26 protein-coding genes are annotated in these 24,648 nt (G+C 43.8%); 21 read left to right on the top strand and 5 right to left on the bottom strand.

Annotated elements, in window-relative coordinates:
• Nucleotides 1–8: 8 nt before the first annotated feature.
• Genes ACHZC4_RS00245 through ACHZC4_RS00220 form a run of 6 tightly spaced genes read left to right on the top strand, consistent with a single transcriptional unit; the run spans nt 9 to nt 5,843 of the window.
• Nucleotides 9–560 (top strand): hypothetical protein, encoded by a 552-nt coding sequence (locus ACHZC4_RS00245; RefSeq protein ID WP_394751720.1) that lies wholly within the window; start codon nt 9–11, stop codon nt 558–560.
• Nucleotides 550–2,283, top strand: coding sequence for an AMP-binding protein (locus ACHZC4_RS00240; RefSeq protein ID WP_394751719.1), 1,734 nt, complete (start codon nt 550–552; stop codon nt 2,281–2,283). The genes ACHZC4_RS00245 and ACHZC4_RS00240 overlap by 11 nt, the downstream gene beginning before the upstream one ends.
• Nucleotides 2,252–2,986 (top strand): glycosyltransferase family 2 protein, encoded by a 735-nt coding sequence (locus tag ACHZC4_RS00235; RefSeq protein WP_394751718.1) that lies wholly within the window; start codon nt 2,252–2,254, stop codon nt 2,984–2,986. Before ACHZC4_RS00240 ends, ACHZC4_RS00235 begins: the two co-directional genes overlap by 32 nt.
• Complete coding sequence (locus ACHZC4_RS00230) at nt 2,983–3,921, top strand: hypothetical protein (protein WP_394751716.1); 939 nt, start codon at nt 2,983–2,985, stop codon at nt 3,919–3,921. The genes ACHZC4_RS00235 and ACHZC4_RS00230 overlap by 4 nt, the downstream gene beginning before the upstream one ends.
• Nucleotides 3,908–5,443 carry a histidine ammonia-lyase gene (hutH, locus tag ACHZC4_RS00225; RefSeq protein ID WP_394751715.1) on the top strand — a complete coding sequence of 512 codons (1,536 nt, stop codon included), beginning with the start codon at nt 3,908–3,910 and terminating at the stop codon, nt 5,441–5,443. Before ACHZC4_RS00230 ends, hutH begins: the two co-directional genes overlap by 14 nt.
• A complete protein-coding gene (locus ACHZC4_RS00220; RefSeq protein ID WP_394751714.1) occupies nt 5,436–5,843 on the top strand; it encodes an acyl-CoA thioesterase in 408 nt (135 codons plus the stop codon). Before hutH ends, ACHZC4_RS00220 begins: the two co-directional genes overlap by 8 nt.
• 273 nt (nt 5,844–6,116) lie before the next feature.
• On the opposite strand, the gene ACHZC4_RS00215 is transcribed toward ACHZC4_RS00220, so the two are convergent.
• The gene (locus ACHZC4_RS00215; protein WP_394751713.1) at nt 6,117–8,309 is read right to left on the bottom strand and encodes a hypothetical protein; all 2,193 of its coding nucleotides are present in this window, start codon (nt 8,307–8,309) and stop codon (nt 6,117–6,119) included.
• Nucleotides 8,310–8,716: 407 nt separating this feature from the next.
• Here ACHZC4_RS00215 and ACHZC4_RS00210 point away from each other — a divergent pair, with 407 nt between their 5' ends.
• From ACHZC4_RS00210 to mazF, 11 genes are all read left to right on the top strand, one after another.
• Nucleotides 8,717–9,478, top strand: coding sequence for a B12-binding domain-containing radical SAM protein (locus ACHZC4_RS00210; RefSeq protein WP_394751712.1), 762 nt, complete (start codon nt 8,717–8,719; stop codon nt 9,476–9,478).
• Nucleotides 9,479–10,138: 660 nt separating this feature from the next.
• Nucleotides 10,139–11,362, top strand: coding sequence for a S1 family peptidase (locus ACHZC4_RS00205; protein WP_394751711.1), 1,224 nt, complete (start codon nt 10,139–10,141; stop codon nt 11,360–11,362).
• A gap of 148 nt (nt 11,363–11,510) precedes the next feature.
• On the top strand, nt 11,511–12,794 hold the full coding sequence (locus ACHZC4_RS00200; RefSeq protein ID WP_394751710.1) for a S1 family peptidase: 1,284 nt from the start codon (nt 11,511–11,513) through the stop codon (nt 12,792–12,794).
• A 40-nt stretch (nt 12,795–12,834) separates the two neighbouring features.
• Nucleotides 12,835–13,707, top strand: a complete 873-nt coding sequence (locus ACHZC4_RS00195; protein ID WP_394751709.1) for an META domain-containing protein — start codon at nt 12,835–12,837, stop codon at nt 13,705–13,707.
• Nucleotides 13,708–13,984: 277 nt separating this feature from the next.
• Nucleotides 13,985–14,236 carry a type II toxin-antitoxin system Phd/YefM family antitoxin gene (locus tag ACHZC4_RS00190; RefSeq protein ID WP_394751708.1) on the top strand — a complete coding sequence of 84 codons (252 nt, stop codon included), beginning with the start codon at nt 13,985–13,987 and terminating at the stop codon, nt 14,234–14,236.
• On the top strand, nt 14,226–14,516 hold the full coding sequence (locus tag ACHZC4_RS00185; RefSeq protein ID WP_394751707.1) for a type II toxin-antitoxin system RelE/ParE family toxin: 291 nt from the start codon (nt 14,226–14,228) through the stop codon (nt 14,514–14,516). Before ACHZC4_RS00190 ends, ACHZC4_RS00185 begins: the two co-directional genes overlap by 11 nt.
• Nucleotides 14,517–14,701: 185 nt before the next feature.
• Entirely contained in the window at nt 14,702–14,995 is a 294-nt protein-coding gene (locus ACHZC4_RS00180) for a nucleotidyltransferase family protein (RefSeq protein ID WP_394751706.1), read from the top strand.
• Entirely contained in the window at nt 14,992–15,336 is a 345-nt protein-coding gene (locus ACHZC4_RS00175; protein ID WP_394751705.1) for a DUF86 domain-containing protein, read from the top strand. Before ACHZC4_RS00180 ends, ACHZC4_RS00175 begins: the two co-directional genes overlap by 4 nt.
• 102 nt (nt 15,337–15,438) lie before the next feature.
• Nucleotides 15,439–16,050, top strand: coding sequence for a DsbA family protein (locus ACHZC4_RS00170; RefSeq protein WP_394751704.1), 612 nt, complete (start codon nt 15,439–15,441; stop codon nt 16,048–16,050).
• A 90-nt stretch (nt 16,051–16,140) separates the two neighbouring features.
• A complete protein-coding gene (locus ACHZC4_RS00165; protein ID WP_394751703.1) occupies nt 16,141–16,383 on the top strand; it encodes an AbrB/MazE/SpoVT family DNA-binding domain-containing protein in 243 nt (80 codons plus the stop codon).
• Complete coding sequence (mazF, locus tag ACHZC4_RS00160; protein WP_394751701.1) at nt 16,383–16,721, top strand: endoribonuclease MazF; 339 nt, start codon at nt 16,383–16,385, stop codon at nt 16,719–16,721. Before ACHZC4_RS00165 ends, mazF begins: the two co-directional genes overlap by 1 nt.
• Nucleotides 16,722–16,812: 91 nt before the next feature.
• Here the strand turns inward: mazF and ACHZC4_RS00155 are convergent, their stop codons facing one another.
• Nucleotides 16,813–17,073 (bottom strand): Txe/YoeB family addiction module toxin, encoded by a 261-nt coding sequence (locus ACHZC4_RS00155; RefSeq protein WP_394751700.1) that lies wholly within the window; start codon nt 17,071–17,073, stop codon nt 16,813–16,815.
• Entirely contained in the window at nt 17,070–17,321 is a 252-nt protein-coding gene (locus tag ACHZC4_RS00150) for a type II toxin-antitoxin system Phd/YefM family antitoxin (protein WP_394751699.1), read from the bottom strand. The genes ACHZC4_RS00155 and ACHZC4_RS00150 overlap by 4 nt, the downstream gene beginning before the upstream one ends.
• A gap of 185 nt (nt 17,322–17,506) precedes the next feature.
• Between ACHZC4_RS00150 and ACHZC4_RS00145 the strand changes: the two genes are divergently transcribed.
• The 4 genes from ACHZC4_RS00145 to ACHZC4_RS00130 are packed head-to-tail and all read left to right on the top strand — an operon-like array spanning nt 17,507 to nt 20,263.
• A complete protein-coding gene (locus ACHZC4_RS00145; RefSeq protein ID WP_394751698.1) occupies nt 17,507–17,953 on the top strand; it encodes a 3-hydroxylacyl-ACP dehydratase in 447 nt (148 codons plus the stop codon).
• Nucleotides 17,950–18,675 (top strand): 3-oxoacyl-ACP reductase FabG, encoded by a 726-nt coding sequence (fabG, locus tag ACHZC4_RS00140; protein ID WP_394751697.1) that lies wholly within the window; start codon nt 17,950–17,952, stop codon nt 18,673–18,675. The genes ACHZC4_RS00145 and fabG overlap by 4 nt, the downstream gene beginning before the upstream one ends.
• Nucleotides 18,669–19,895 carry a beta-ketoacyl-ACP synthase gene (locus ACHZC4_RS00135; RefSeq protein ID WP_394751696.1) on the top strand — a complete coding sequence of 409 codons (1,227 nt, stop codon included), beginning with the start codon at nt 18,669–18,671 and terminating at the stop codon, nt 19,893–19,895. The genes fabG and ACHZC4_RS00135 overlap by 7 nt, the downstream gene beginning before the upstream one ends.
• Before the next feature lie 11 nt (nt 19,896–19,906).
• On the top strand, nt 19,907–20,263 hold the full coding sequence (locus tag ACHZC4_RS00130; RefSeq protein ID WP_394751695.1) for a hypothetical protein: 357 nt from the start codon (nt 19,907–19,909) through the stop codon (nt 20,261–20,263).
• A gap of 62 nt (nt 20,264–20,325) precedes the next feature.
• On the opposite strand, the gene ACHZC4_RS00125 is transcribed toward ACHZC4_RS00130, so the two are convergent.
• Together ACHZC4_RS00125 and ACHZC4_RS00120 are read right to left on the bottom strand one after the other, a co-directional pair.
• Nucleotides 20,326–23,454, bottom strand: coding sequence for an efflux RND transporter permease subunit (locus ACHZC4_RS00125; RefSeq protein WP_394751693.1), 3,129 nt, complete (start codon nt 23,452–23,454; stop codon nt 20,326–20,328).
• The gene (locus ACHZC4_RS00120; RefSeq protein ID WP_394751691.1) at nt 23,451–24,644 is read right to left on the bottom strand and encodes an efflux RND transporter periplasmic adaptor subunit; all 1,194 of its coding nucleotides are present in this window, start codon (nt 24,642–24,644) and stop codon (nt 23,451–23,453) included. The genes ACHZC4_RS00125 and ACHZC4_RS00120 overlap by 4 nt, the downstream gene beginning before the upstream one ends.
• Nucleotides 24,645–24,648: the final 4 nt, after the last annotated feature.

Genomic DNA, 24,648 nt, shown 5'->3' with positions numbered 1-24,648 from the left:
TCATTAACATGCGCACACTAATAAACAGCCTCATCGGCTTATTAACCATGCTCTACCCGTTTGCCGTTTATTTCGGGATACGTTATTTGGAGCCATGGAAAATAGCCAGTATTCTGGTTGCATTGCTAACTATCAGACTTATAGCCAGTTATGCCATTAAACATTGGAGCAGCCCCCTGTTAATGGTAGGTCTGGTTTATTTCGGTTTTGCCATCTGGAGCAATGAAATACTAACCTTACGGTTTTATCCCGCCATCGCCAATGCGGCCATGTTGCTGCTTTTTTCATGGACATTGTTTTCACCGCCCAGCTTAATTGAACGGCTGGCCAGAATACAGCATCCCGATTTGCCCCCGGAAGGTATTATCTATACCCGTCGGGTAACCCAAATATGGTGCGGTTTTTTCATTATCAACGGCAGTCTTGCGTTGGTGACAGCACTTTGGAGCAGTATAGAAATCTGGAGTTTATATAACGGTTTGATTGCTTATTTATTAATGGGCATCTTGTTCGTTGGCGAATATCTCGTCAGGATAAAAACCCAGAAACATGTCCGATAATGTTATCGCCCTGTCAGATTGCTTGCTGACAGAAAGACACCCTACCCGCAAAATTGCTTACCATGACCGGCAATACTTTCATGCCGATGCTTTTAACGCCACAGTACGTTACTGGGTAGCGCAACTGCAAACACAGCCATTTGAGCGCTATGCGCTATACACGGAAGATGCCTATCCGTTTACCGTGCTGTTATTTGCCATGTTCCATGCGGGCAAACAAGTATGGATAGCGGGTAATAACCGCCCAGGTACCGCGCAGCAACTTCTGCAACACGACTGTCAGTTAATCGGCGATTGGAATACAGCGCAACCGTTTGATTATCAGCTGACAGCAACAGATGATTCTAATGTGACGTTATCACCCTTAAATCTGGCAGAAACCAGTCTGGTAATTTTTACCTCCGGCTCTATCGGAGAGCCTAAACCCATAGAAAAACGCCTGATTCAGTTCCAGCTCGAAATCTCTAACCTGGAAAAGCAGTGGGGATCGCTGTTAAATAAATCGGAAATTTTGTCTACGGTCAGTCATCAGCATATATACGGCTTGCTGTTTCGCGTGTTATGGCCACTAGCGGCAGACCGGTGTTTTCACAGTTCGATTTATATCAACCCTGAAACGCTGATTAACAACAGTCAGGATATTGCCGCCTGCTGGGTTGCAAGTCCCGCGCATTTAAAGCGTTTAGATCAGAATTCACCGTGGCAGGGTATTGCCAGTTTAACCGCTGTTTTCAGTTCCGGCGGTGTGTTGCACGAGGCGGCCAAACAGCAGATTACTGCATATACTGGCCAGCAAGTTATTGAAATTTACGGTAGCACAGAAACTGGCGGCATAGCCTGGCGACAGCACGAACCGCTTTGGCAGCTATTTGATGGCCTGCGCTTAAACTGCGTTGACAACAGATGGTGGCTGCACTCGCCTTATCTCAATACCGAGTCCATTGCATTGGATGACCAAGTCAGCTTACAAGAAGATGGCCGATTTATTTTGCAAGGTCGGCTGGATCGTATTGTTAAAATAGAAGAAAAACGTTTGTCTTTATCTGAACTGGAACGGCATTTAATCGACACCCCTTGGGTAGCTGATGCGTTTACCGTACCTTTAGCCAAAAGCAGGGATGTGGTGGGTGCGGCGGTAGCGTTGACTGAAGCCGGTTTTGAACAACTTAAAAGCGATGGCAGAAACGCCTTCATTAAACAGTTACGCACACAGCTATATCAATGGTTTGAGCCGATAGTCTTGCCAAGAAAATGGCTGTTTCTGGACGATATGCCATTAACATCACAAGGTAAAATTAACCAGCAGCTACTAAACACGTTGCTCAATACGGATAATCAAAAATTCCCGCAAGTACAAAGTGTTTGTGCAAGTCCCAATAAAGTTGAGTTGACACTTAGAGTACCTGAAGATTTAATCTATTTCCCCGATCATTTTGCTGATTACCCGATTCTACCTGGTGTGGTGCAAATAAAATGGGCAGAGTATTTTGGCAACTTGTTTTTTAACCTTGAACAGCCGTTTTTAACAATGGAAGTTATTAAATTTGTAAAACCCATTCAGCCGGGCAATGAGCTAACGTTAATGCTTCACTGGAACACAGCGACTCATAAACTGCTGTTTAACTTCCGTTCAGGTGAGGTGGCGTATAGTTCGGGCAGACTCATTTACACCGCCAAACAACGAGATCACCATGAAACCCTGCATCATCATTCCTGTCTATAACCACGAACACGCGATTGTGCAAGTTATAGAGCGAATAAAAAGCTATCGCGTCCCCTGCATTCTGGTTAATGACGGCAGTTCAGGCGCTTGTTCAAAGGTATTAGATGCCTGCACTAAACAGGAAGCTGATTGGATCACTCTGCTAAACCGGACAGAAAACGGCGGCAAAGGTGCGGCAGTTCTTGATGGCTTCAACGCTGCCATAAAGCTAGGTTACAGCCATGTGTTACAAATTGATGCAGATGGCCAGCACAATACCGATGATATCCCGCGCTTTATTGAAGCCGGACGACTACACCCAAATGCAATGATATTAGGCCAGCCAGTGTTTGATGAATCCGTACCGAAAAATCGTTTGTATGGTCGGCGTGTGACTAATTTTTGGATTGCGATAAATACCTTATCGTTAGCGATAGCCGACGGTATGTGCGGCTTTCGCTTGTATCCATTGACCGCTGTGGAGCAATTAATCAGCACAACATCCATAGGACGCGGTATGAATTATGATATAGATGTTGTCGTGCGCCTGTACTGGCAAGGCGTTGAGGCAATTAATGTTCCGACGGCTGTCCACTACCCTTATGACGGCGTATCCCATTTTAAGTTATGGCAGGATAATGTCCTGATCTCAAAAACCCATGCCCAATTGTTTTTTGGCATGTTGATACGTACCTCGCGCTTAATCCTGCGGCACTGGCGATGAAAAACTCAGTACACTGGGCGCAACTACAAGAACATAGCTTCGTATGGGGCATGCGCTTTTTGTTAGGGGTTTATCTGGTGTGTGGCCGCACGGTTTTACAAGTGTTTTTATATCCTGTAGTAATTTATTACTGGCTGACTAACCCAGCAGCCCGGCAAGCCAGTCAGGATTATCTAAACAGAGTGGCGGCTTTTGCGCCATCACAACAAGTGCGTGGCAGTTTGCTATGGAGCTACCGGCACTTTATCAGTTTTGCCAATGCCATTATCGACAAACTCGCCGCCTGGTCTGGAACACTGTCACGAGCGGATGTGCAGTATTATGGCCGCGATGAACTCGTCGCTATACTTCGGCGCGGACAAGGTGTGGTATTGCTGGGTTCACACTTGGGTAATCTTGAGGTATGCCGTGTGATCGCTGATTTTGATAAAACCATACACATTAATGTTTTGGTGCATACCAAACATGCCGAAAAATTCAACCAGCTGTTAAATAAAACCAGCGACAACAGCCGGTTGAATTTGATACAGGTTACCGATATTAGCGCCGCCACCGCTATGCTTCTGAGTGAAAAAATTGATGCGGGTGAACTGGTGATTATTGCCGCCGACCGAACGCCCGTCAGTAGCCAGCAGCGTGTTAGCAGCGTTGACTTCCTCGGCGCTAGCGCGTTGTTACCACAAGGGCCGTTCATTTTGGCGGCTCTGCTAAAATGTCCGGTTTATACGGTATTCTGTTTAAAACAACACAACAAACACGTCATTTACTTTGATCACTTTAGCGATATGCTGAACTTGCCCAGAAAAACCCGCGAACAAGCCATGCAGTACATCATCCAGCACTATGCAGAACGCCTACAAACGTACTGTCTGAAAGAACCATTACAATGGTTCAATTTTTTTGATTTTTGGCGTGTGGCAGATGACGATAAATAACCTCCCCGTCGTTTTCAATGGCCAGCCGTTAAGTATTGAAGACATCTGCCAAATAGCGTCGCAACATGCACAGGTTGAACTGAGCACTGATGCTGAGTTTATTAAACGAATCGACAAAGGCGCATTATTCATAGACACGTTGTTAAAAGAACAGGGCTTTGTTTATGGGGTAACCACAGGGTATGGCGATTCCTGTACCGTATCGGTGCCGTTGCATCTGGTTGAACAATTACCCAGAAATTTGTATACCTTTCACGGCTGCGGTCTGGGCAGTCATTTTGATGCCCAGCAAACACGCGCTATTTTAGCGGTGCGCTTAACCAGTCTTGCCCGTGGCTTTTCCGGGGTGCGTTATAAACTATTGCAGCAGCTGACGACCTTATTAACACAAGATATTCTACCGCTGATCCCACAAGAAGGCTCGGTAGGTGCCAGCGGTGATTTAACCCCGCTGTCTTATTTGGCGGCGGTGCTGGCTGGCGAACGTGATGTGATGTATCAAGACAAACAACAGGCAACGCACACTGTTTTTGCACACTTAAACATCGAACCGCTAACCTTAAAACCCAAAGAAGGTTTGGCAATTATGAACGGTACTGCGGCCATGACGGGATTGGCTTGTCTTGCTTACCAACGCGCGAAATACCTGTCGCAATTAACCACACGTATCACCAGCCTGGCCTCGGTTGCCTTAAACGGTAACGCTTATCACTTTGATGCCAAGCTGTTTTCGGTTAAACCCCATCCCGGGCAAAATCGTGTTGCCGAGCGCATCCGCTCCGATTTACAAGTTACTGAAACTGCACCGCGTAACGATACCCGTTTGCAAGATCGTTATTCGCTGCGCTGTGCGCCACATATTATTGGTGTGCTGGAAGACTCTCTGCCGTGGCTGCGCCAGTTTATCGAAAATGAACTGAACAGCGCCAACGACAATCCTATTGTTGATGCCGAAGATGAGCATATTTTACATGGAGGCCATTTTTACGGCGGGCATATTGCTTTTGCGATGGATAGTTTAAAAACAGCAGTTGCCAATCTGGCTGATTTGCTGGATAGGCAAATGGCGCAGCTTATGGATCCCAAATTCAATCACGGTTTGCCGGCTAATTTATCCGGTGCCAGTAGCGATCAAGCGATGATTAACCACGGTTTTAAAGCCGTGCAAATTGCGGTTTCTGCCTGGACTGCCGAAGCGCTTAAGTTAACCATGCCCGCCAGTGTGTTTTCCCGCTCCACCGAATGCCACAATCAGGATAAAGTCAGCATGGGTACGATTTCGGCACGGGATTGTTTGCGCATACTGGAATTAACCGAACAAGTAGCGGTAGCGGTGTTGTTCGCTGCGGTGCAAGGGGTGCAACTGCGCGGCAATGTGGAAGCGTTAAGTCCGGCTTTGCAACACACGGTGACTCAATTACGCCAGTTTAGTGCGTTTTTAAGCACAGATCGGGCACTGGAGCAGGAGCTGCGGCAATGTCTGGCCTTGATTCGTACCCAACACTGGCAGCTTTATGAGTAAAAGTACCCATCATGCGGCTGTCGATCTGACTATTCCCTTCCATGATGTTGATATGATGGAAGTGGTCTGGCATGGGCATTATGCAAAATATTTTGAAATTGCCCGCTGCGCAGTGCTGGAAAAAATAAACTACAACTATCTGCACATGCGTGATTCCGGTTACGCATGGCCAGTGATTGATTTAAGAATCCGGTATGTAAAGCCGGCAGTGTTTGGTCAGGTCATTACTATCACTGCCAGTATTGTTGAATGGGAAAATTGTTTAAAAATAAATTACCTTATTACCGATAAAAATACAGGGGCAAGACTTGCCAAAGGCCATAGTGTGCAAGTTGCTGTCAATATGCAGACTGGGAGCATGTGCTTTGAATCCCCCAAGGTTTTAATAGAGAAACTGTAGTACTTCTAACCTCAACGTAACCGTTCAGTCCCCCTCTTTGAAAAAGAGGGGTTAGGGGAGATTTTTTAAATAAATCCCCCTCAATCCCCCTTTTTCAAAGGGGGAGGCGAACGCTACACCTCCACATGTTAGCCGCACTGATATTTTATCGGCGTACTCGTTACTTAGTAGGATGGGTAAAGCCTGATGCGTGCCCATCAATGGACAACGCAAGGTTTGATGGGCACGCTAGCTGCCCCATCCTACAAACTTGCTCAAGTTATTTCATGCACGTCACTTAAGACCTTTACCCTTTAAATAAACCAGCAACTCACGTAACGCTTGCGGTTTATTAACAGGTGATTTTTGACGGGCTTGGTCAGTGGTATTCACACCGTGGCAAGCAGGGCAAGTGCGTATCTCGCCGGGTTGCATGGATAACCAGTTGCGCTCCCTAACCACAAAATTACCCTGCTTGTCCGTTATTTGCCAAGTGAGTGCTCGGCGAGTCGGTAACAACATGGCAACCGAACCATCTTTGGCAATCTTGACACTGCCTTTGGGTGCGCCAGCTGTTAAGGGTGGATTGGCAGTTACACTGTGCAGAGGCTGTGCAAGTACACGTCGGCCTGGTTTAGGGGTTGATGAACAACAGCCTGTCAAACCGCGAATTTGGTCGGCCTGAAAAGCTTGAAAATGCGCGACTTCATAAACTTTACCTTTGCCGGTTACCGTTTTTGTGCCGCCATTTGCAACAGCCAGATTAAAGGGTTGTTGCTTATCTTTATGATCGCGTCGTGTCACATTACGCATGATAGCCAATGCTAAATTTTTGCTTTTTAGATAGTGCCGCAAACTGTCTTCGCTGATGCCTTGTTCCTGTAGCACCTGTTTCTCTGGTGTTTCTAATTTGGGCAAAAGTTTAGCCGGTTTAGGCCGCGCTTTAACTTCAACAGGTTGCAATTCCCATAATTCAGTTGAGTAATGCACTAATTTACTCGGTTCGTAAAAACTGATGCTTTTTTTAATACCTGGGGTCAGTGGCTGATCAGCTGTCCAGATACCATTGGGTAGCTTTTTTAGGGTACGTAACCGAAACGCGTAACGGGATTTTGGGTAAGTATTGTCATTATCTGGCTCAGTGCCTTCATTGTTGTCCTTATGCGCTTCAAAAGTATGCGCAGCCAGGAGGGTACCGTTTGATAATATTAACGGATCACGATAATGGCCGGAATGCTCCGCTGGGGGCGTTGCGCCATCATCGGTAATCAATACGGTGCTTTTATCGGTGAGATAATTGATAGCCATTTTATCGGCATTATGACTAGGCGCTGTGTTAGTCAAACGAACAATTTGTCCTGATGCATGCGTCCTAAATTCGGGCGCGTTAGTGCCGATAAAGCTGTTAGGGTTTGTTGGATCTTGTTTAATTTGAAATAAATTTTTGATGGTTTTGGCGTTGGGAATAGCCGTGTTATTAGAATTAATTAAGTCGAGATCATCATTAAATACCCTATCGACAAACGAGCCTCCCAGTTCATGTCGACCTATATGGTTGACTGACTCCAATTCAGTGCCGTCTTCATGTACCTGCCACGGGAAAAAATGATTGAAATCGTGACCATGTAAATGGCTACCGCCCAGTGAATTAGCATCAAATGTGAGTGGCTCAGGAAATACTTCAGTACGGTCATTTAGCAGTGGAGCATTGGCTGCCTCGCTGGCGTAATTAAACGTGCCGTAGTGGTCTGTACCATTACGATCTCCGCTAGCTTGCTGATCTTGTTGCAAATGATCCCAACGGGTAAAAATCACTCTGCCGTAGCTGTCAACAAAGGGATTAAAATCGCCGGAAGGCGCGTGGGTAAGCATCTGCTGGCTTCCAGTAACAGGATTTATGCTCCATAACCCAGTATTAGTGGGTGCTTCTTCGTACTCATCCAATTGCGGATACAAATGTTTTTGCCCACCACGCGGCTGATCGGAGGCAAAAATAATCCGTCCATCGGTGCCATAAGTGGGGTTAATGTTGTTGTAGGTTATGGGCTGTTTAGCTACTTTGGTGATGATGGGTTTTTCATTTTTAGCTAAACCGGTAATCTCATAAAGCTGCCAATAAAATTTTTTGGCCTGATAACGCAGCGGCGAACCTCTTACCATGCTAAAAATAATTTTTTTACCATCCCAGTGTACAGCGGGATCACGTACTTGTATGGATCGTGCATTTTGTAAACCCGCTTGCCCAAAGCCTGCGGCTAAGGTCAGGTTTTTTAAGGAGCCGTCAGGATAACGTATCCATAAATCGCCGCCGCGCCCTGAGTGATTAACATCGGTCTCTTGCGTGCAAAAAGCGGAATTGGTGGTGCAAAAATCTGTCGGGATAGGTATTTGAGTAACAAAAACAATGGGGTTATTAATGGCTGCCTGGGCAGGTAGAGAAAATTGGGCGAGCAATGCCAAGCTTAATGGCGCTAATTTTTTTATCAAAGTATTACCTATGTAATTGGTGTTTAGACGTTTTTAAAGAATATTTTCCAAAACGCTGTCTAGGCACTACGCCATGAGACTTGTAGGTTAAAAATAGGGGTTTTCTTGGAAAGAAAATAACGTTTTCTTATGAAAATCTTATTGATATGTATAGTAATTTTAAAGTGAGTTGTCTTAAGTGCGACTTAAATTAAACTTTATAATGTCACTTTAGGCTTGTTAAAGCTTTACAAACTGTAGACTCGCTTTTACGACAGAAATAGTTTTTTTGAACCCAAAACATTATTATTGGATTGAGATTGCACGTTATGAGGTTTAATCGCTGAAATTGAACATCTCTGCAAGAACGCGTCATTTTGCTCAATGATGCCGATTTTTTCGGTACGCCAAAACGCGCTATGGAAGTCATGAAAGCTTTTAAAGGAAGAGGGTTGCAATGGCAGGCGGCGGTTAATAGCCGCGATGCGAATGATGATCGTTTGCTGGAATTAGCTGCCGAAAGCGGTTGTTTCATGTTATCGATAGGGTTTGAATCGGTATCGAAATCCACGTTGCGGAATGTGCATAAATGCCAAAATAATCCGGATGATTATGCCGCTTTGGTAGAAAAGCTACACAAATACGGCATTATGGTTTTAGGTTTATTTATCTATGGCTTCGAAGGTGATGAGCCTTCTGTGTTTGAAGAAACATTAAAGTTTAATATTGATGTTAAATTTGATATGTGCGGCTATTCGTTGCTTACACCTTATCCCGGCACCATAAATTGGTTTGAAATGATGCGCCGCAAACAAATCGTGTCTTTTGATTGGGACAAATACGACCAATCGCACATTGTTTTTAAACCCAATGGCTTATCTTCCGATCAGCTGTATGACGGTTATCTGAAAACGTATGACGGGTTTTATACGGCTTCTTCCATGATGAAACGTTTTCCGTGGGATGGTTCACGGAACCGGTTGAATTGGACGATTTACAATGCCTTTTTCCGTAAAGGCGGTGTGGTGACTCGTGATAAATCTTTACTGGTAGCTCCTCCCACGCCAGAACCCGAGTTTGTTGCAGTTCCGCCCATTATTCCGCAAAAAGCCGCATGGCGAGAACTGGTTATGAATGCAACAGGTGGGCAAATGGAAGGGATGATTGAGCCGGAAGTTTTAGAGTCTTAAGCAGATAATTTCTCATGTTACAGCATGGCTAGTTTTAATAGCTGTGCTGAAACGCATCATTCGTTACAAATTGTTCCCGTTATATTTAGAAGCTATGCAGCACTTCAGGAAGTGGACGCGCAGTTGGTAATTGCTAATCCTTTTGTGAATTAATCAAGTATCAAGTAGGCATCCAAGTTTTCAGAATTCCGAAGCTCAAGTTAACTGCGAGCTTGGAGTAGTTGCCGTTCGATTTAAAAAATGGGGATCTAGTGTACTTGATTTAAATTTTTATAGATGTGAAATAGTTCACAGATAAATTATTTAAATAGTTTTACACTCGTCCACACCTTAACAAATTATATAAATAAATTTACACTTATTTATATTTTAATGTTCCAGAATTTAGCTTTCTTTGCAATAAACTTGGTTTTGTGAGATGAATCTCATTTAGTTAGCTTATGGCTTTTGCTTATCGTCTGCTCTTGTCCGATGAACTTTTATGAAGGGTCAGCTTTATTTATTTAGGATGAGCTAAATTTTTTAACTCAATAAAATTTAAAATATTTTGTTTTTTAAAATTATTTAGTCAACTGTTTGGCGCAATATCTTACGTCAAATAGGACGCCTATTTGACGTTATGCTTTTTCTTTAACTGTTACAAAAATTAAGGAATATAAAATGTACAAAAGTAGTCTTTTACCATTAACCCTTCTGCTATCTATAACTGCTACAGCGCAATCCTCACAAAATTTATCTAATTCATTTTTGAAAAATATACCTTCTTCTGACTGGGACGCAAAGATGTATTCTGTAAGCGCGGGTATTAGTATCGAAGAGGCTAAGCAGCGATTTAAACTAACTGATAAAATAGGAAACTTAGAGGAAAAACTAAGCCGGGAAGAGTCTGATACTTTTGCTGGACTTTGGTTAGAACATAAACCGAAACTTCGGCTTGTAGCACAATTTGCAGGTGGAACAAAAAAGGATATTTCAACCTATATGCCTGAAGAATTGATGGCGATTAGTGAAGTACGCGCTGCCAAAGTATCTTTAGCCGGGCTTAAAAAAATGCGGACTAAAGCAATAACTTCATTTACTAATGCTGGAAATATACCTATTGAATCGGATATTAACGTGAAAGAGAATCGTGTTGATTTGTTTGTAACCAATCAATTTCGCATGAGGGGGGCCGATATCCTTAAAAAAAGGAATTTGCAATTTCCGAAAAATGTAAAATTAATCACGGTATCAGCGCCCAGCATACGCCAAGCTTCTTTTTATGGCGGTCTTCCGCTATATCAAGCGCTACCCCCAATATGCGCCAACACTCCTTCAGATCCATCTTGCAAAGCCAATTGTACCACCGGATTTTCAGTTATAAATACCTTGGGCATAAGAGGTATTACTACGGCTGGACATTGTACTGATGCAAGGAAATACAGTGGGATTGTATTTCCATATAAAGCAGGGTCAATTACAGGGCCTTACGATATTCAGTGGCATACTACGCCAGGTTATACGCCGACTAATATAATTAAAGTCTCAAATGCTGGGGAGATACGCATCATTATAGCGGCTAAACCCAGCAGTGCCCAATTGATTGGGGAGCTTGTCTGCAAGTATGGTGTAAGCACTGGCTATACTTGTGGCTATATCACGACAAAGACGTTTATACCAGCAAATCACACTGCAACTTTTATTAGAGTTGACTCCTCACCACCTCTTAGCGGCTATCCTGTGAAAAATCTCTCCAACAGCGGCGATAGTGGCGGACCTTGGTTTCGGGAAGGAATCGCTTATGGTTCTCATGTTGGACAACCGCCTGATGATGGTAATGACGCTTACTATATGCCAATCAATTATGTATCTGGAATTGGTGTCAGCGTACTAACAATTCCGTAAAATTGCGGCAAGGTAGTGCAGTGCAGTTTGAATATTGTTAGCCAACTAAGGTGGTCGAACGCAAGGGTATTTGTTGCACGGCATTATTAATACACCTTATTAAGTTACGTTGAAATACCTATCAATACATACACTTGAGAGCGTAAATATGTTTTTAATACAAAATAGTCTTAAATTCCGTAGTCACTTACTTATGGTGATGGCGGTCATGCTATCTACAGGAGTAGAGGCGAAAAATCCGAAAGATATGTTGGATGATCCTCTGATAAATGAGTCCACACCTGGCTATGACACAATAACTTATGCGCTTGACCGTGGCATTAGTTATGAAGAAGGTAGTCGGCGTTTTGCATTAAGAAATAAAATAGAAAATTTAGAAGAAAAACTAACACGGGATAACCCTGATACGTTTGCTGGCCTATGGTTAGAACACACACCAGAATTTAAAATTGTGGTGCAATTTGTGGGTGAGCCAAAAAAAGATATTTCTACCTATTTGAGCAAAGAATTAACCGCAATTACTGAAGTACGCCAAGCCGAAGTCTCTTTAGCAGACCTTGAAAGAGTGCGGACTGAAGCGTTAGATGCCGTTGCCAACGAAGGAGACATACCTATTGAATCGGATATTGATGTGAGGAAAAATCGTGTTGAATTATATGTTACCGATGAAAATCACCTCAGAAGTAATAGAGCTATTCAAGATATGGGCTTGCAATTTTCGGGAAATGTAGCGGTACTTAAAGTTCAGTCACTGAGTGTGAAACAAGCTTTATCTATATATGGGGGGCTACAGACACAGATAATTAACAATATAACCGGATTGTTGAAACTTGACTGTACGACCGGTTTTTCCGTCAGAAATACTGTGGCTTTTACAGCTGTACCAGTGGGCACAAGAGGTATTACTACAGCTGGTCATTGTCTTGATTTTCAATATTACAAAGGAACTTTTTTACCCTATAAAAAAGGCGCATATACAGGTCCTTACGATATTCAGTGGCATACTACGCCAGGTTATACGCCGACTAATAAAGTCAAAGTTGGTACGTATCTAAATGGTACCGATGTGACGCGTACTATTACAGGGACTAGAGCTTCCTCATTACAACTTGTTGGGGAATATGTTTGTAAATATGGTAGGGTTTCCGGCTACACTTGTGGTTATATCTCAAGCAAGATTTTCAAACCAAATAGCCCGTCTAATGCTTCGTTTTCTTTTATTAAAGTATCTAATTTTGGTATCGGTGCTTCACCTGATTTATCTAGTGGTGGTGATAGTGGCGGACCTTGGTTTGTGGAAGGATTCGCATATGGTTCTCACGCTGGTGAGCCATATGACGGTTTTGATCCAATAGCTTCAGCAAATAATGCATTTTATATGGCAATTAATTATATATCTGGTATTAGTGTCGCTGTACTGACCACTCCGTAAAATGTCTCCCATAGTCATAATCCATCAAAAGCTTGCGACTATGGGTAACCTACCCGAAGTTAAAGTATCGGAGGAAAGAATGGTGGCAACTTGTATTAAAAGTCGGGTAATATCTCAATGGTTGTTCAACCTTATGTTTTTTATAACCCTAATATCCTGCCAACAGAACACACCTACGCCTACACAGTTGGGGTATATAGGTGAAATGAAGTTGCCTGGATCACGCTGGATACTGCAATCTTCCAAAGGCCGTACAACAATGGAAAATACCGGCATCACGCTAGAATTTTTGGATAGTAATCAATTGAGCGGTGAGGATGGGTGTAATTTCTATGGTACCAATTTTACTCTTCATCCTAAGAATAGAATTCAATGGGAGGCAGGAGGCAGTAGGACTCAGATGGGATGTGATTGGCAAAGAACGACGCAATCAATGATATATTTTGGCGAATTAGCACAAGCGGCTCATTATAATATTGAAAACACCACATTATCCTTGTCCAATGAAAAGGGCGAAATTCTCTTGCAATTTGAGCTACTGCCTAAAACCGGAACTAACCATGGGAATTTAATTTATAGAACATGGCACACTGCTAATGTACCAGGATTTGAATCAAAAGTTTTTACATTACGATTTGATTCCTATCAAGCCGGTGTTATTTCATTTCACGGGACAACCCCTTGCAGAAGCTATAAAGGCACCTATCAAATCATTGATGATGGTTTAGGAGTTTTGCGGTATACAGGCGTTACGATAGATTATTTTGACTTTTTTTGCAGCAAAGAAGATTTACTGGCAGAAAAAAATTACATTGATTTTTTAAAAAACGTAAGGAAGTTCGAAGCGCGGATGGGTTCTATGGCTCTTTACGCGGATCATGGCAAAAAATTGGGTTTTGGTTTAAGACCATAAGATGCGTTAAGCATAAGGATGTGCTGAGGTACGAAGCACATCGTTCGAGAATATACAAACTCGCCCATCGTTTACACATTTCAATCGACGGGAATTGCTACCGCGTGGCCTCTTCAATCAGTACGTTGTCTTCCTCCAGTCCCGTTATTTCTGCGTTGCTTTTGTACGGTGTATATTTGGCTTGCCGTACGTTATGCCGTATCCAAATAATCAAAGTTGTGCTTTTCTAATAAAGGGCTAATATAAGCACTTAATTTGGTACTTATTGGAGTTGCACATGCAACAAATATTCGCTTCTTTTAGCGCAAGCATCTCTGAATTAAAGAAAAACCCAACAGCCTTATTAAACAAAGCTGATGGTGAAGCGATTGCTATTCTTAACCACAATTTGCCTACAGCCTACCTTGTTCCTGCGGATACCTATGAATCGCTAATGAGCAAATTGGAAGATTATGAACTAGGCGAAATAGTCAAAGCAAGACAGGCAGAAAAGCACTTAGCGATTGAAGTTACGCTTGATGACTTATAAATTAAAATTCCTACCGAGCGCAAAAAAGGAATGGGATAAACTAGATAACAGCATCAAAAAACAATTTAAAAACAAGCTGAAAAAGTGCTTAGAAAATCCTCATATTGCAGCCAATCGATTGAATAACTTTGATTGTGCTTACAAAATAAAGCTACGTTCGGCAGGTTATCGGCTTGTTTATGAAGTTGATAATCAAGACATCATTGTTTTTGTCATTGCTGTTGGCAAAAGGGAAAATAACGAGGTTTACAATACAGCAGCAAACAGGGCTAAAGTTTAGCTTTTCACGATGCGCTGAATTTACCCGCAGTATAGAGCGAGTAAAAATTATAGATCACCTCCTAATCTAGCTTAGATGAAGCCGATAGCCAGCTGGATGCCTTTGAGCGGGGTGAAATTAGAAGTATTCCACTTGAAGATATTTTGGCGCGTTTTCAGAAAACTACATAGTTGAGGCATTTTAACTTGGCTTTATTATACGAAAAATTACAGCAGCAAAAAATCAGCATTATGGAAATTGCAAATCGTTACCACGCGGCCAACGTCCGTGTATTTGGTTCTGTGGTGCGTGGTGAAGAGCGTGAAGACAGCGATATTGATTTACTGGTTGATTTTATGCCAGGCTCAACTTTATTAGATCACGTTGATCTGATTGATGCGCTATCGACAACGCTAGGACGCAGAGTTGATATAGTCAGCGAACGGGCATTGAACAAATATTTACGTCAACGGATTTTGCAAGAAGCTGTCGCGTTATGAAGGATCGGTTTGTTTTCATTGCCGCCGCACTGGAAAGCATTGGATTAATTCAGTCTTATACCGAAGGATACGATTTAACAGAATTTTTGGGCGATAGAAGAACTCAAGATGCAGTGATTCGTAATCTGGAAATTATTGGCCAAGCACTTAAAGACTTTGGTGTTGAAATATTGCTAGAAAAACAACCTAATATGCCTTGGCGACAAATTGCTGGTATGCGTAACGTATTGGCACATGAATATTTGGGTGTTGATATTGTAATGGTGTGGGAAACCATACAAACCCATATCGATGGACTACAACAATCACTTGAAGAAATCATGGAACTGCCAAATCCGTGAGTTGTAAATATTACAGTTGATTTTCAGTGGCCATGCATAATACAAGCTGCAAGCTCTGTGCTTTATTAAGCACGATAATCTCTTACAAAACCTCAGATGTCTATGCCAACTAATCTAATACTGTATTACGTGTATGATCCCATGTGCAGTTGGTGTTACGCTTTCCGGCCAACCTGGAAAGCTGTTGAAAGCCAGCTTGGCTCTGATGTCCATGTTAAATATGTACTGGGTGGGTTAGCACCGGATTCAGATGAGCCAATGCCATTGAATACCCAACTTTACATTCAAGGCCAATGGCATAAAATTATAGAATCAGTTCCAGGCACTGTTTTTAATTTCGACTTCTGGGAAAAATGCCAGCCAAGACGATCCACTTATATTGCCTGCCGTGCCGTTATCTTGGCCCGCCATAACCATCTTGAACACGAAATGCTTGAGGCAATTCAGGATGCTTACTATCAAAAAGCACAAAACCCATCAGACTCCGAAACATTGTGTGAACTCGCATCTCAGCTTGGGATTGATAGTAAAGCGTTTTTAGAGAACCTGAACACGGAATCTACACAAGCTGAGTTAATGGCTGACATCAATTATTCGCGTAGTCTAGGCGCGAGTAGCTTTCCTTGTCTTTTTCTTCAACGTGGCTCCTCATTAAAAAGCATTCCGCATCATTACACCAACGCTGATAAAATTTTAGCGGCAATTTATGCGTAATCAAATTACTTTGTTGATGCTTGCACCCTAAAATAAAAACCGCTAAACTCTATAATGTATCAACAATTGTATCTACATTGAGGCAAGCTTATGACCGTGCAAATTTTAAAAAAATGGGGCAATAGCCCAGCAGTGCGCATTCCATCTGCGGTTATGCAGTCCGCACAATTAACGCTGGATCAAGCTGTTGAAGTGCGTGCTGAAGAGGGCCGCATCATTATAGAGCGCGTTGCACCTGCTTATACGCTGGATGAATTACTCAATGGCATTACTGCAACAAACCTGCATGACGAAGTTGATTTTGGTAAAGCACAGGGGCAGGAACAGTTCTGATGCCTGCACCGTATATTCCAGAAGCAGGTGACATTGTATGGTTGGACTTTACCCCGCAAGCTGGACATGAACAAGCAGGTTATCGCCCCGCTGTTGTGTTAAGTCCCAAGGCCTATAACGCAAAAACAGGACTTTTGGTGTGTGTTCCTATAACCAACCAAATTAAAGGCTACCCGTTTGAAGTTCAGCTTTCAACGTCGGATGCAATCGGGGTAGCATTAGCAGATCAGATTAAAAACCTCGATTGGCGAAGTCGGCAAACGCAATACAAAGGTAAAGTCAGTTCAGGTGAAATGCAGGAAATTAAAACCAAACTGGCGGCGCTACTTAGCCTTTAGCTTTGTTCAGTCAAGCGTTGGCTACAATTATTGCCAAACGTTAAGGTGAAATCGATGGTCAGGCAATTCGTTATAAATAGGGCAGTACTGCTTAATCGAAATAATGATAGCGAAGTTGTGCAATAAGAATAGCGTCATCTTGAACCTTATAAACAATCCGGTGTTCATCATTAATTCGGCGCGACCAGTACCCCGCCAAACCGTGCTTTAAAGCTTCAGGTTTGCCAATTCCTTCATAAGGTGTTCGTTGAATATCTCTGATAAGTAAATTAATGCGTTTAAGTATTTTTTTGTCGGTATCTTGCCAGTAACAATAATTATCCCAAGCTTTTGTTGAGAATATCAGCTTCATTCGATCAGTTCTTTTTCAATTCCATTACCCGCTTCCAGCTCCGCTATAGATGCCAATAAGTGTCGGGCATTAGCAGGTGAGCGTAAAAGGTAAGTGGTTTCTTCCATTGATTTATAATCTTCTAAGGACATCATCACTACAGGGGGTTCATTTTTGCGCGTAATAATGACGGGCGCATGATCCATGCATACTTTTTCCATTGTTTTAGATAGGTTAGAGCGTGCAGCAGTATAGCTTATAGCATCCATATTAACTCCAAGTAGTACAGGTACGGTTTTAAGTACTCTTAGTTTAATCTTTAATTTTATATCGGTCAATGCCACTAAAACTCTATTGACTATACCAATAGGTGGAACTTTTATTTATGCACTCCATCTGTCTGCCTGGCATCAAACCGGCGCTATAATAGCCCCTTGAAAGCCATTAAGTGAATATGATGAACGATTACAGTGATATTGCCGCATTAATCCCGCACAGTGGCCGTATGGTATTGCTGGATAGGATTATTGATTTCGATGGCCACACGTTATCAGCTGAGCTGGTTGTCCGTGATGACGGCTTATTTAGCGATAACCATAGTGTGCCTGCCTGGGTAGGGATTGAATATATGGCGCAGGCCGTTGCCGCCTATGCAGGTATCCAATCTAAGTTAGTCGGCGAACCTATCAAGCTGGGTTTTTTACTGGGCACGCGCCGTTATGCCAGTAATATTGCCTATTTTGCTGTCGGTACGCTACTGACGATACAAGTCAGTAATATTATTCAAGATGAAAAGCTAGGTGTTTTTGATTGCAAAATTTACGGCGCAGATATTGAAATCAGCGCTAACCTCAATGTTTATCAGCCTCCTATAGAAACCAAGCTAGCAACCAAGCCATGAATAAAACCATTTTAGTCACCGGTTCCAGTCGCGGCATAGGTAAAGCGATTGCATTATATCTGGCCAAACAGGGCTATGATTTAGTAGTGCATTGCCGTAGCCAAAAAGCCCAGGCAGAAGCCGTGCTAGCGGAAATTGAACAGCTAGGTTCAACCGCCAGACTGCTACAGTTCGACATTAGTGATCGTGACCAATGTGCCGCACAACTCAATCAGGATATGGAACTGCACGGCGCTTATTACGGCGTAGTCTGCAATGCCGGAATTACCGCCGATAACGCCTTTCCCGCATTAACAGGCGAAGAATGGGACAGTGTTATACACACCAATCTCGACAGTTTTTATAACGTCTTGCAGCCCGTGATTATGCCGATGATTAGACGGCGAGAGCCTGGGCGTATTGTCACGTTGTCATCGGTTTCCGGCATAATGGGCAATCGCGGCCAGGTTAATTACAGTGCCGCCAAGGCGGGTATTATCGGTGCTACTAAAGCGCTGGCATTGGAATTGGCGAAACGTAATATTACTGTTAACTGCGTGGCGCCGGGTTTAATTGCCACCGATATGCTGGATGAATTGCCTTTGGAGGAGATTAAAAAAATGATACCGGCAAGGCGTGTGGGGGAGCCTAAAGAAGTCGCTGCCGCAGTGGCTTTTTTAATGTCGGAAGATGCCAGTTATATTACCCGGCAGGTATTATCGGTTAATGGTGGCTTATGTTGAAACGTGTTGTTGTGACTGGCATGGCCGGTATTTCGCCCATAGGTAATTCTTGGCAGCAGGTTTCTGCACGGCTTAAAGCGCAATCTACCGGCATTCGCTTTATGCGAGATTGGGATAAATATGTTGGCCTTAATACCCGTTTGGGCGCTCCGGCAGATTTTGTTAAACCTGAACATTATTCCAGAAAACAAACCCGTAGCATGGGACGTATCGCTTTAATGGCCACGTATGCGACCGAATTGGCGCTTATTGATGCCGGTTTATTAAATGATCCCATTCTGAGTAGCGGACAGATGGGCATCGCTTACGGCAGTTGTGCGGGCAGTTTTGAAGCGCTGATCGAATTCGGTAATATGCTGCTTAACCATAACGTCAATGGCTTAAACGCCACCTCTTACATCCGCATGATGGCGCATACGGCTCCGGTAAATATTGGCTTGTTTTTTGGTATCAATGGCCGGGTTTATACCACCTCCAGTGCGTGTACATCCAGTAGCCAAGGTATAGGTTATGCTTATGAGGCCATTAAATACGGCCACCAAAAGTTAATGGTGGCAGGTGGCGCAGAAGAACTTAGCGCATCGGAAGCGGCAGTGTTTGATACTTTATTTGCCACCAGTCTTCAGGAGTCACCTGAAAAAAGCCCAAGACCGTTTGATAGTGATCGAGATGGCCTAGTGATAGGCGAGGGCGCAGGTACCTTAATTCTTGAAGAACGCGAACATGCACGGGCTCGCGGTGCTACTATTTATGCTGAAATTGTCGGCTTTGGTACTAATTCAGATGGACTGCATGTTACCCAGCCGGACAGCAAAAGTATGCAAACAGCCATGCGCCTAGCGTTGCAAGATGCTCATCTGGATGCTTCAGCGATTGGTTATATCAGTGCCCATGGCACGGCGACGACGCATGGCGATGTCGCAGAAAGCCACGCTACGGCGGCGGTATTTGGCCATCATATAACCATCAGTGCATTAAAAAGTTTTACCGGCCATACCTTAGGGGCGTGCGGTGCGCTGGAAGCGTGGGTGGCGATTAATATGATGAATGAAGGTTGGTTTCATGCCACGGCCAATCTTGAAAATATTGATCCGGCTTGCGCCCAGCTGGACTATATTAAAGGGGGGATTCGTACCTTACATTGCGATTATGTGATGAGTAATAATTTTGCTTTTGGGGGGATAAATACGGGGCTAATTTTTAAACGGGTAACACAATGAGGACAATAATAATGAAAAAAATTTATATCATGTTGGCATTATTGATGATGGTGGGTTGTACCACGACTGGCCATTTTAAAGTGCCTGAGGGTTCTAATTTGTATATTTATAAAAGACCACAACCGGTTGATGTCAGCGCTAATGGCGTGGTAACTACCAAGCCATTTTTCTGGACAGCGGCAGGCGTACCGCCTAACGGTGGTATCCCTTATCGTTTGGAACAAAATGGACAAGTGCTTAAAGAGGGTAGATTGCGTACGAAATTCCGTTTTGTATCCCTGTTTTGGCCACCTTTTGCTCAAATTTATTGGCCTATGGGATTTAATCCTGATATCACTTATGATTTGATTAACGATACTCAAGAGTAGTGCGGGGGGAGAGCGGTTAAGATCCGCTCTCTAATAAATGCCCATGCAGTGAGGCGGTTTTTCTAACCTTTGCCAGTTTTATCATCTTTATTCCGCCATTTAGACAAGCGATCTGTCATGACGTAAAGTACCGGTACAAACGGTATCGCCAAAAGTGTGGAAGATAGCATGCCGCCAAATACTACGGTACCAATCGCCTGTTGGCTGGCAGCGCCCGCACCTGATGCCCCCAGCAACGGTACAACCCCCAAAATAAATGCAAACGATGTCATTATAATGGGACGAAACCGCCGTTGAGTAGCTTCCACCGCAGCTTCTACCGCAGATTTACCTTCAGACTGTAATTGGCGGGCAAATTCAACAATCAGGATGGCATTTTTGCACGCCAGCCCAATCATCAAAATTAAACCTACCTGGGTATAAAGATTGTTATCAAAATTGCGTAATATAAGCGCCAAAAGTACACCTACCAACGCCATAGGAACTACCAGAACCACCGCTAAAGGACTGCTCCAGCTTTCATATAACGCCGCTAATACCATAAATACCAAAGTAATAGACAGGGCATAAATATAATAAGCTTGGTTACCCACCTGTTTTTCCTGAAATGAGGTTGCCGTCCAGTCAAAACTTACGCCCTTGGGCAGAATATTTTTGCAGACCTGTTCCATTAGGCTTAATGCTTGGCCGGAACTAAATCCTGGCGCGGCCGCACCGTATATTTGTGCGGAAGGATAAAGATTGTAACGCAGCACCAGTTCGGAACTTAAGATTCTTTTTACCTCCATTAGCGTACCCAGCGGTACCATTTCGCCTTGGGTATTTTTTACATACAGGTTCTTGATATCTTCAGGTTGCGCACGGAAAGACGCATCGGCTTGCACATACACCTGAAAAACCTGGTTGAACTTGTTAAACAAATTAACAAAAGAAGAGCCAAGATAGGTTTGCAGCGTGGTAAATACAGAGCTAAGAGGAATATTAAGTGATTCCACTTTGGTACGGTTAATATCCAAAAAAAGTTGGGGGCTATTAGCGCTGAATGTAGAGGTCAAGTTTCGTAAACCGGATTGCGAACTACCGGCTTTAATGACTTCATTGACCGCTTTTTGCAACTCGACTAGACCCAAACTTTGGCGATCCTCTATCATCATCTGAAAACCACCGCCTTGACCCAGTCCACGGATGGGCGGCGGTACCAGCACAATAGATCCGGATTCTTCTAAAGTCCCTAACTGACGGCGTAAATTGGCGATAATGGCATCTTGTTTTAGGTCTGTTCCGCGCTTGTCCCAATCTTGGTAGACAATAAAAGTGGTAACAAAATTGGAAACATTGGCATTGTCCAAAAGCGATAAACCACCAATATTAATCCAGGCTTTAACCCCTATTGCTTTTCTAAGCACGTCGTTTATTGCTTTAGTTGCAGCAACAACTCTGGGTTGAGAAGATGCATCGGGAAGTTTGGTGACGACTATGGCATAGCCTTGGTCTTCGGTAGGTAAAAATCCGGTAGGATGCACAGCAAAGCGCCAGCCCGTGACGGCGATGATTAGCATTAACAAAAATAGCATGGCGACTGCGCGATCCACCATCCAGGTTACCAAGCGCATATAGGTACTTTCAATCCAGCCATAGCCTTTGTTAAAGCCTTTAAAAAACCAATTGGTTTTCTCTTTGTCAACGGGACGCAGCCACAAGGCGCATTGGGCAGGTTTTAGGGTTAGCGCATTAAGGGCACTGATAATAGCGGTAGAGGCAATGACCAAAGCAAATTGACGGAACAATTGTCCAGTGATACCCGGCAAAAACGCAGCCGGTAAAAACACAGAAACCAACACCAGGGTAATGCCAATAATAGGGCCGGTAATTTCCTGCATGGCTTTAATGGTGGCTTCTCTAGGGGTCAGACCTTGTTCGATATGATGAGAAGCGCTTTCCACGATGACAATGGCATCGTCCACAACAATGCCAATGGCGAGCACAATCGCAAATAATGTCAATAAATTAATACTAAAGCCGAGCATGGCCATGGCGGCAAAAGCACCAATTAAGGTGACCGGAACTGTGGTTGCGGGCACTAGGGTAGCCCGCCAATTTTGTAAAAATATCACCACCACCACAAGCACCAATATGCCCGCTTCAAATAAGGTAATGTAGACATCATGGATTGCACTACTGACAAATTTGGTGGTGTCATAATTAATTTCGTAGCTTAAACCGGGAGGAAAGTCCTTGCTCATGGTGACCATTGCCGCCCGAACTTCTTCCGCTACCTTAATAGCGTTAGCACCTGGCAAGGTAAATACCGGTATTACCGTGGCTTTATGACCGCTGGATTGGGAAAAATTACTGTAACTTTGGCGGCTAAGCTCGACGCGGGCCACATCGCGAATACGCACTATTTGCGCCGCTTGCCCACGGGTACTTTTAAGCACAATATTTTCGAATTCTGCTACATCGGCTAAACGCCCCAAGGCATTAACAGTAAACTGGAAGGCTTGGTTGTTAGCAACCGGTGGCGCGCCTACTTGCCCTGCGGCGACTTGCAAGTTTTGGCTCTGAATAGCGATGATCACTTCTTGAGGGTTTAAATTGAAGTAACGCAGTTTTTCCGGATTCATCCACACCCGCATACTGTAAGGCCCTGCACCCCGGACTGCAATTTGACCTACCCCAGGCAAACGCGCCAATGGATTTTGTAAGTTGATGACCGCATAGTTAGACAGATAAGTTTCATCAAAGCGGTCATCTTTTGCAAACAACCCGACCACCAGCAAAATATCAGTAGATACTTTTTTGACCGTAATGCCTTGAACTTGTACTGAGGTGGGCAGCTGTGGCAAGGCACTGTTAGCTAAATTTTGTACCAGTGCCACTGAGGTATTAAGGTCGGTGCCTACGTTAAAAGTAATCGTGAGCGTATAGCTGCCATCGCTGGCGCTGGTCGATGACATATACAACGAGTTTTCTACGCCATTAACCGCTTGTTCAATAGGAATACCGATGGTATTGGCGACAATCTCGGCATTGCCACCGGGGTAACGGGCGGTTACTTGCACGGTGGGTGGCACAATGGATGGGTACTGCGCCACGGGCAAGTTTATGAAGCACACAACCCCTATAATAATCGTGACCAGGGCGATAACATTGGCAAATATCGGCCGGTCGATAAAATATTCAGAGATCATGGCGTTGGTTTTCCTTGTTCGGCAGAATCTGCTGAAATGCGGTCGTCGCTTTTTACGTCGCGAGAAGCCTTGCCTATCGGATTTACCGTACTGCCTGGAATGGCGCGTAACAGGCCATTGACAATCACCCAGTCCTGATCTTTGATGCCTTCCAGAACTACCCGATTATCCTCAACTTGTGTACCCAGTTTTACCGGGCGGCGCTCAACGATATTTTTATCATTTACCACCAGCAGGTAAGCACCCAATTGATCGTAACCAATTGCTATTTCGGGTACAAGTAACGACATTTTTTCAGAATTGACCACCAGAACCCGCACTCTTGCGAACAGGCCGGGTAATATTTTACCGCCTGGATTAGGGTAAATAGCCCGTAATAGCAATGTGCCCGTTGTTGGAGTCACTGAGATGGCGGTAAAATCAAGAGTTCCCATATACGGGTAACCCTTGTCATCCGATAATGCCAGCGCGGCCGGTATCTTCAGTTTTAATGCCTCGCCGGGGCCAATGTTAGTTTGCTTAATAACCCTCAGTAAGTCCGTTTCGTTAATGGTGAAATACACATACATCGGGTTTATCTGGTTAATTTCCGCCAGTAAGGTAAATTCGCCAGCGCCAACCAGATTGCCTGGATCTTTTAACCGGCGGTCAATACGGCCATCAAAAGGGGCAACTACCTGGGTATAATCAAGATCTAATTTGGCTAGGTCGCGATTAGCTTTAGCGGCGGCTTGCGCTGCTTTAGCGTTGTCACGCTGGTATCGCCAATTATCCACATCGGTTTGGGCGGCAGCATGTTGTCTTACCAAATCGGTAAAACGATTAAATTCAGTTTGTGCGTGGTCTAGGCTGGCTTTTTGTTGTTGCACTTGCGCCTCAGCTTGGTTTAACCGCGCTTGATAAGTATCTTGCTGAATCAAAAATAAAAGTTGGCCTTTTTTGACTAAATCGCCATCATGAAAATAAACTTTTTTTAAGTAGCCTTGTACGCGTGCGACTAATTGCACGGTATTAAAAGCCTGGGTATTGCCGGTAAATTCTAGATATTCACTGACTTCCTGTTTAATAGGTTGCTTAACATTTACCTGGGCTGGCGGTGGCGGAACAAACTTGTTTTCCTCTTTGCACCCTGACCCTAGCAGTATTAATAAACTAAAAATCCCCGCCATATAAGGTTTTATTATGCGCATGTCC

Source organism: Crenothrix sp. (assembly GCF_043729335.1).
Classification (GTDB): domain Bacteria; phylum Pseudomonadota; class Gammaproteobacteria; order Methylococcales; family Methylomonadaceae; genus Crenothrix.
Note: the sequence above shows the minus strand (reverse complement) of the source record. Positions and strands in the feature narration are given on the sequence as shown.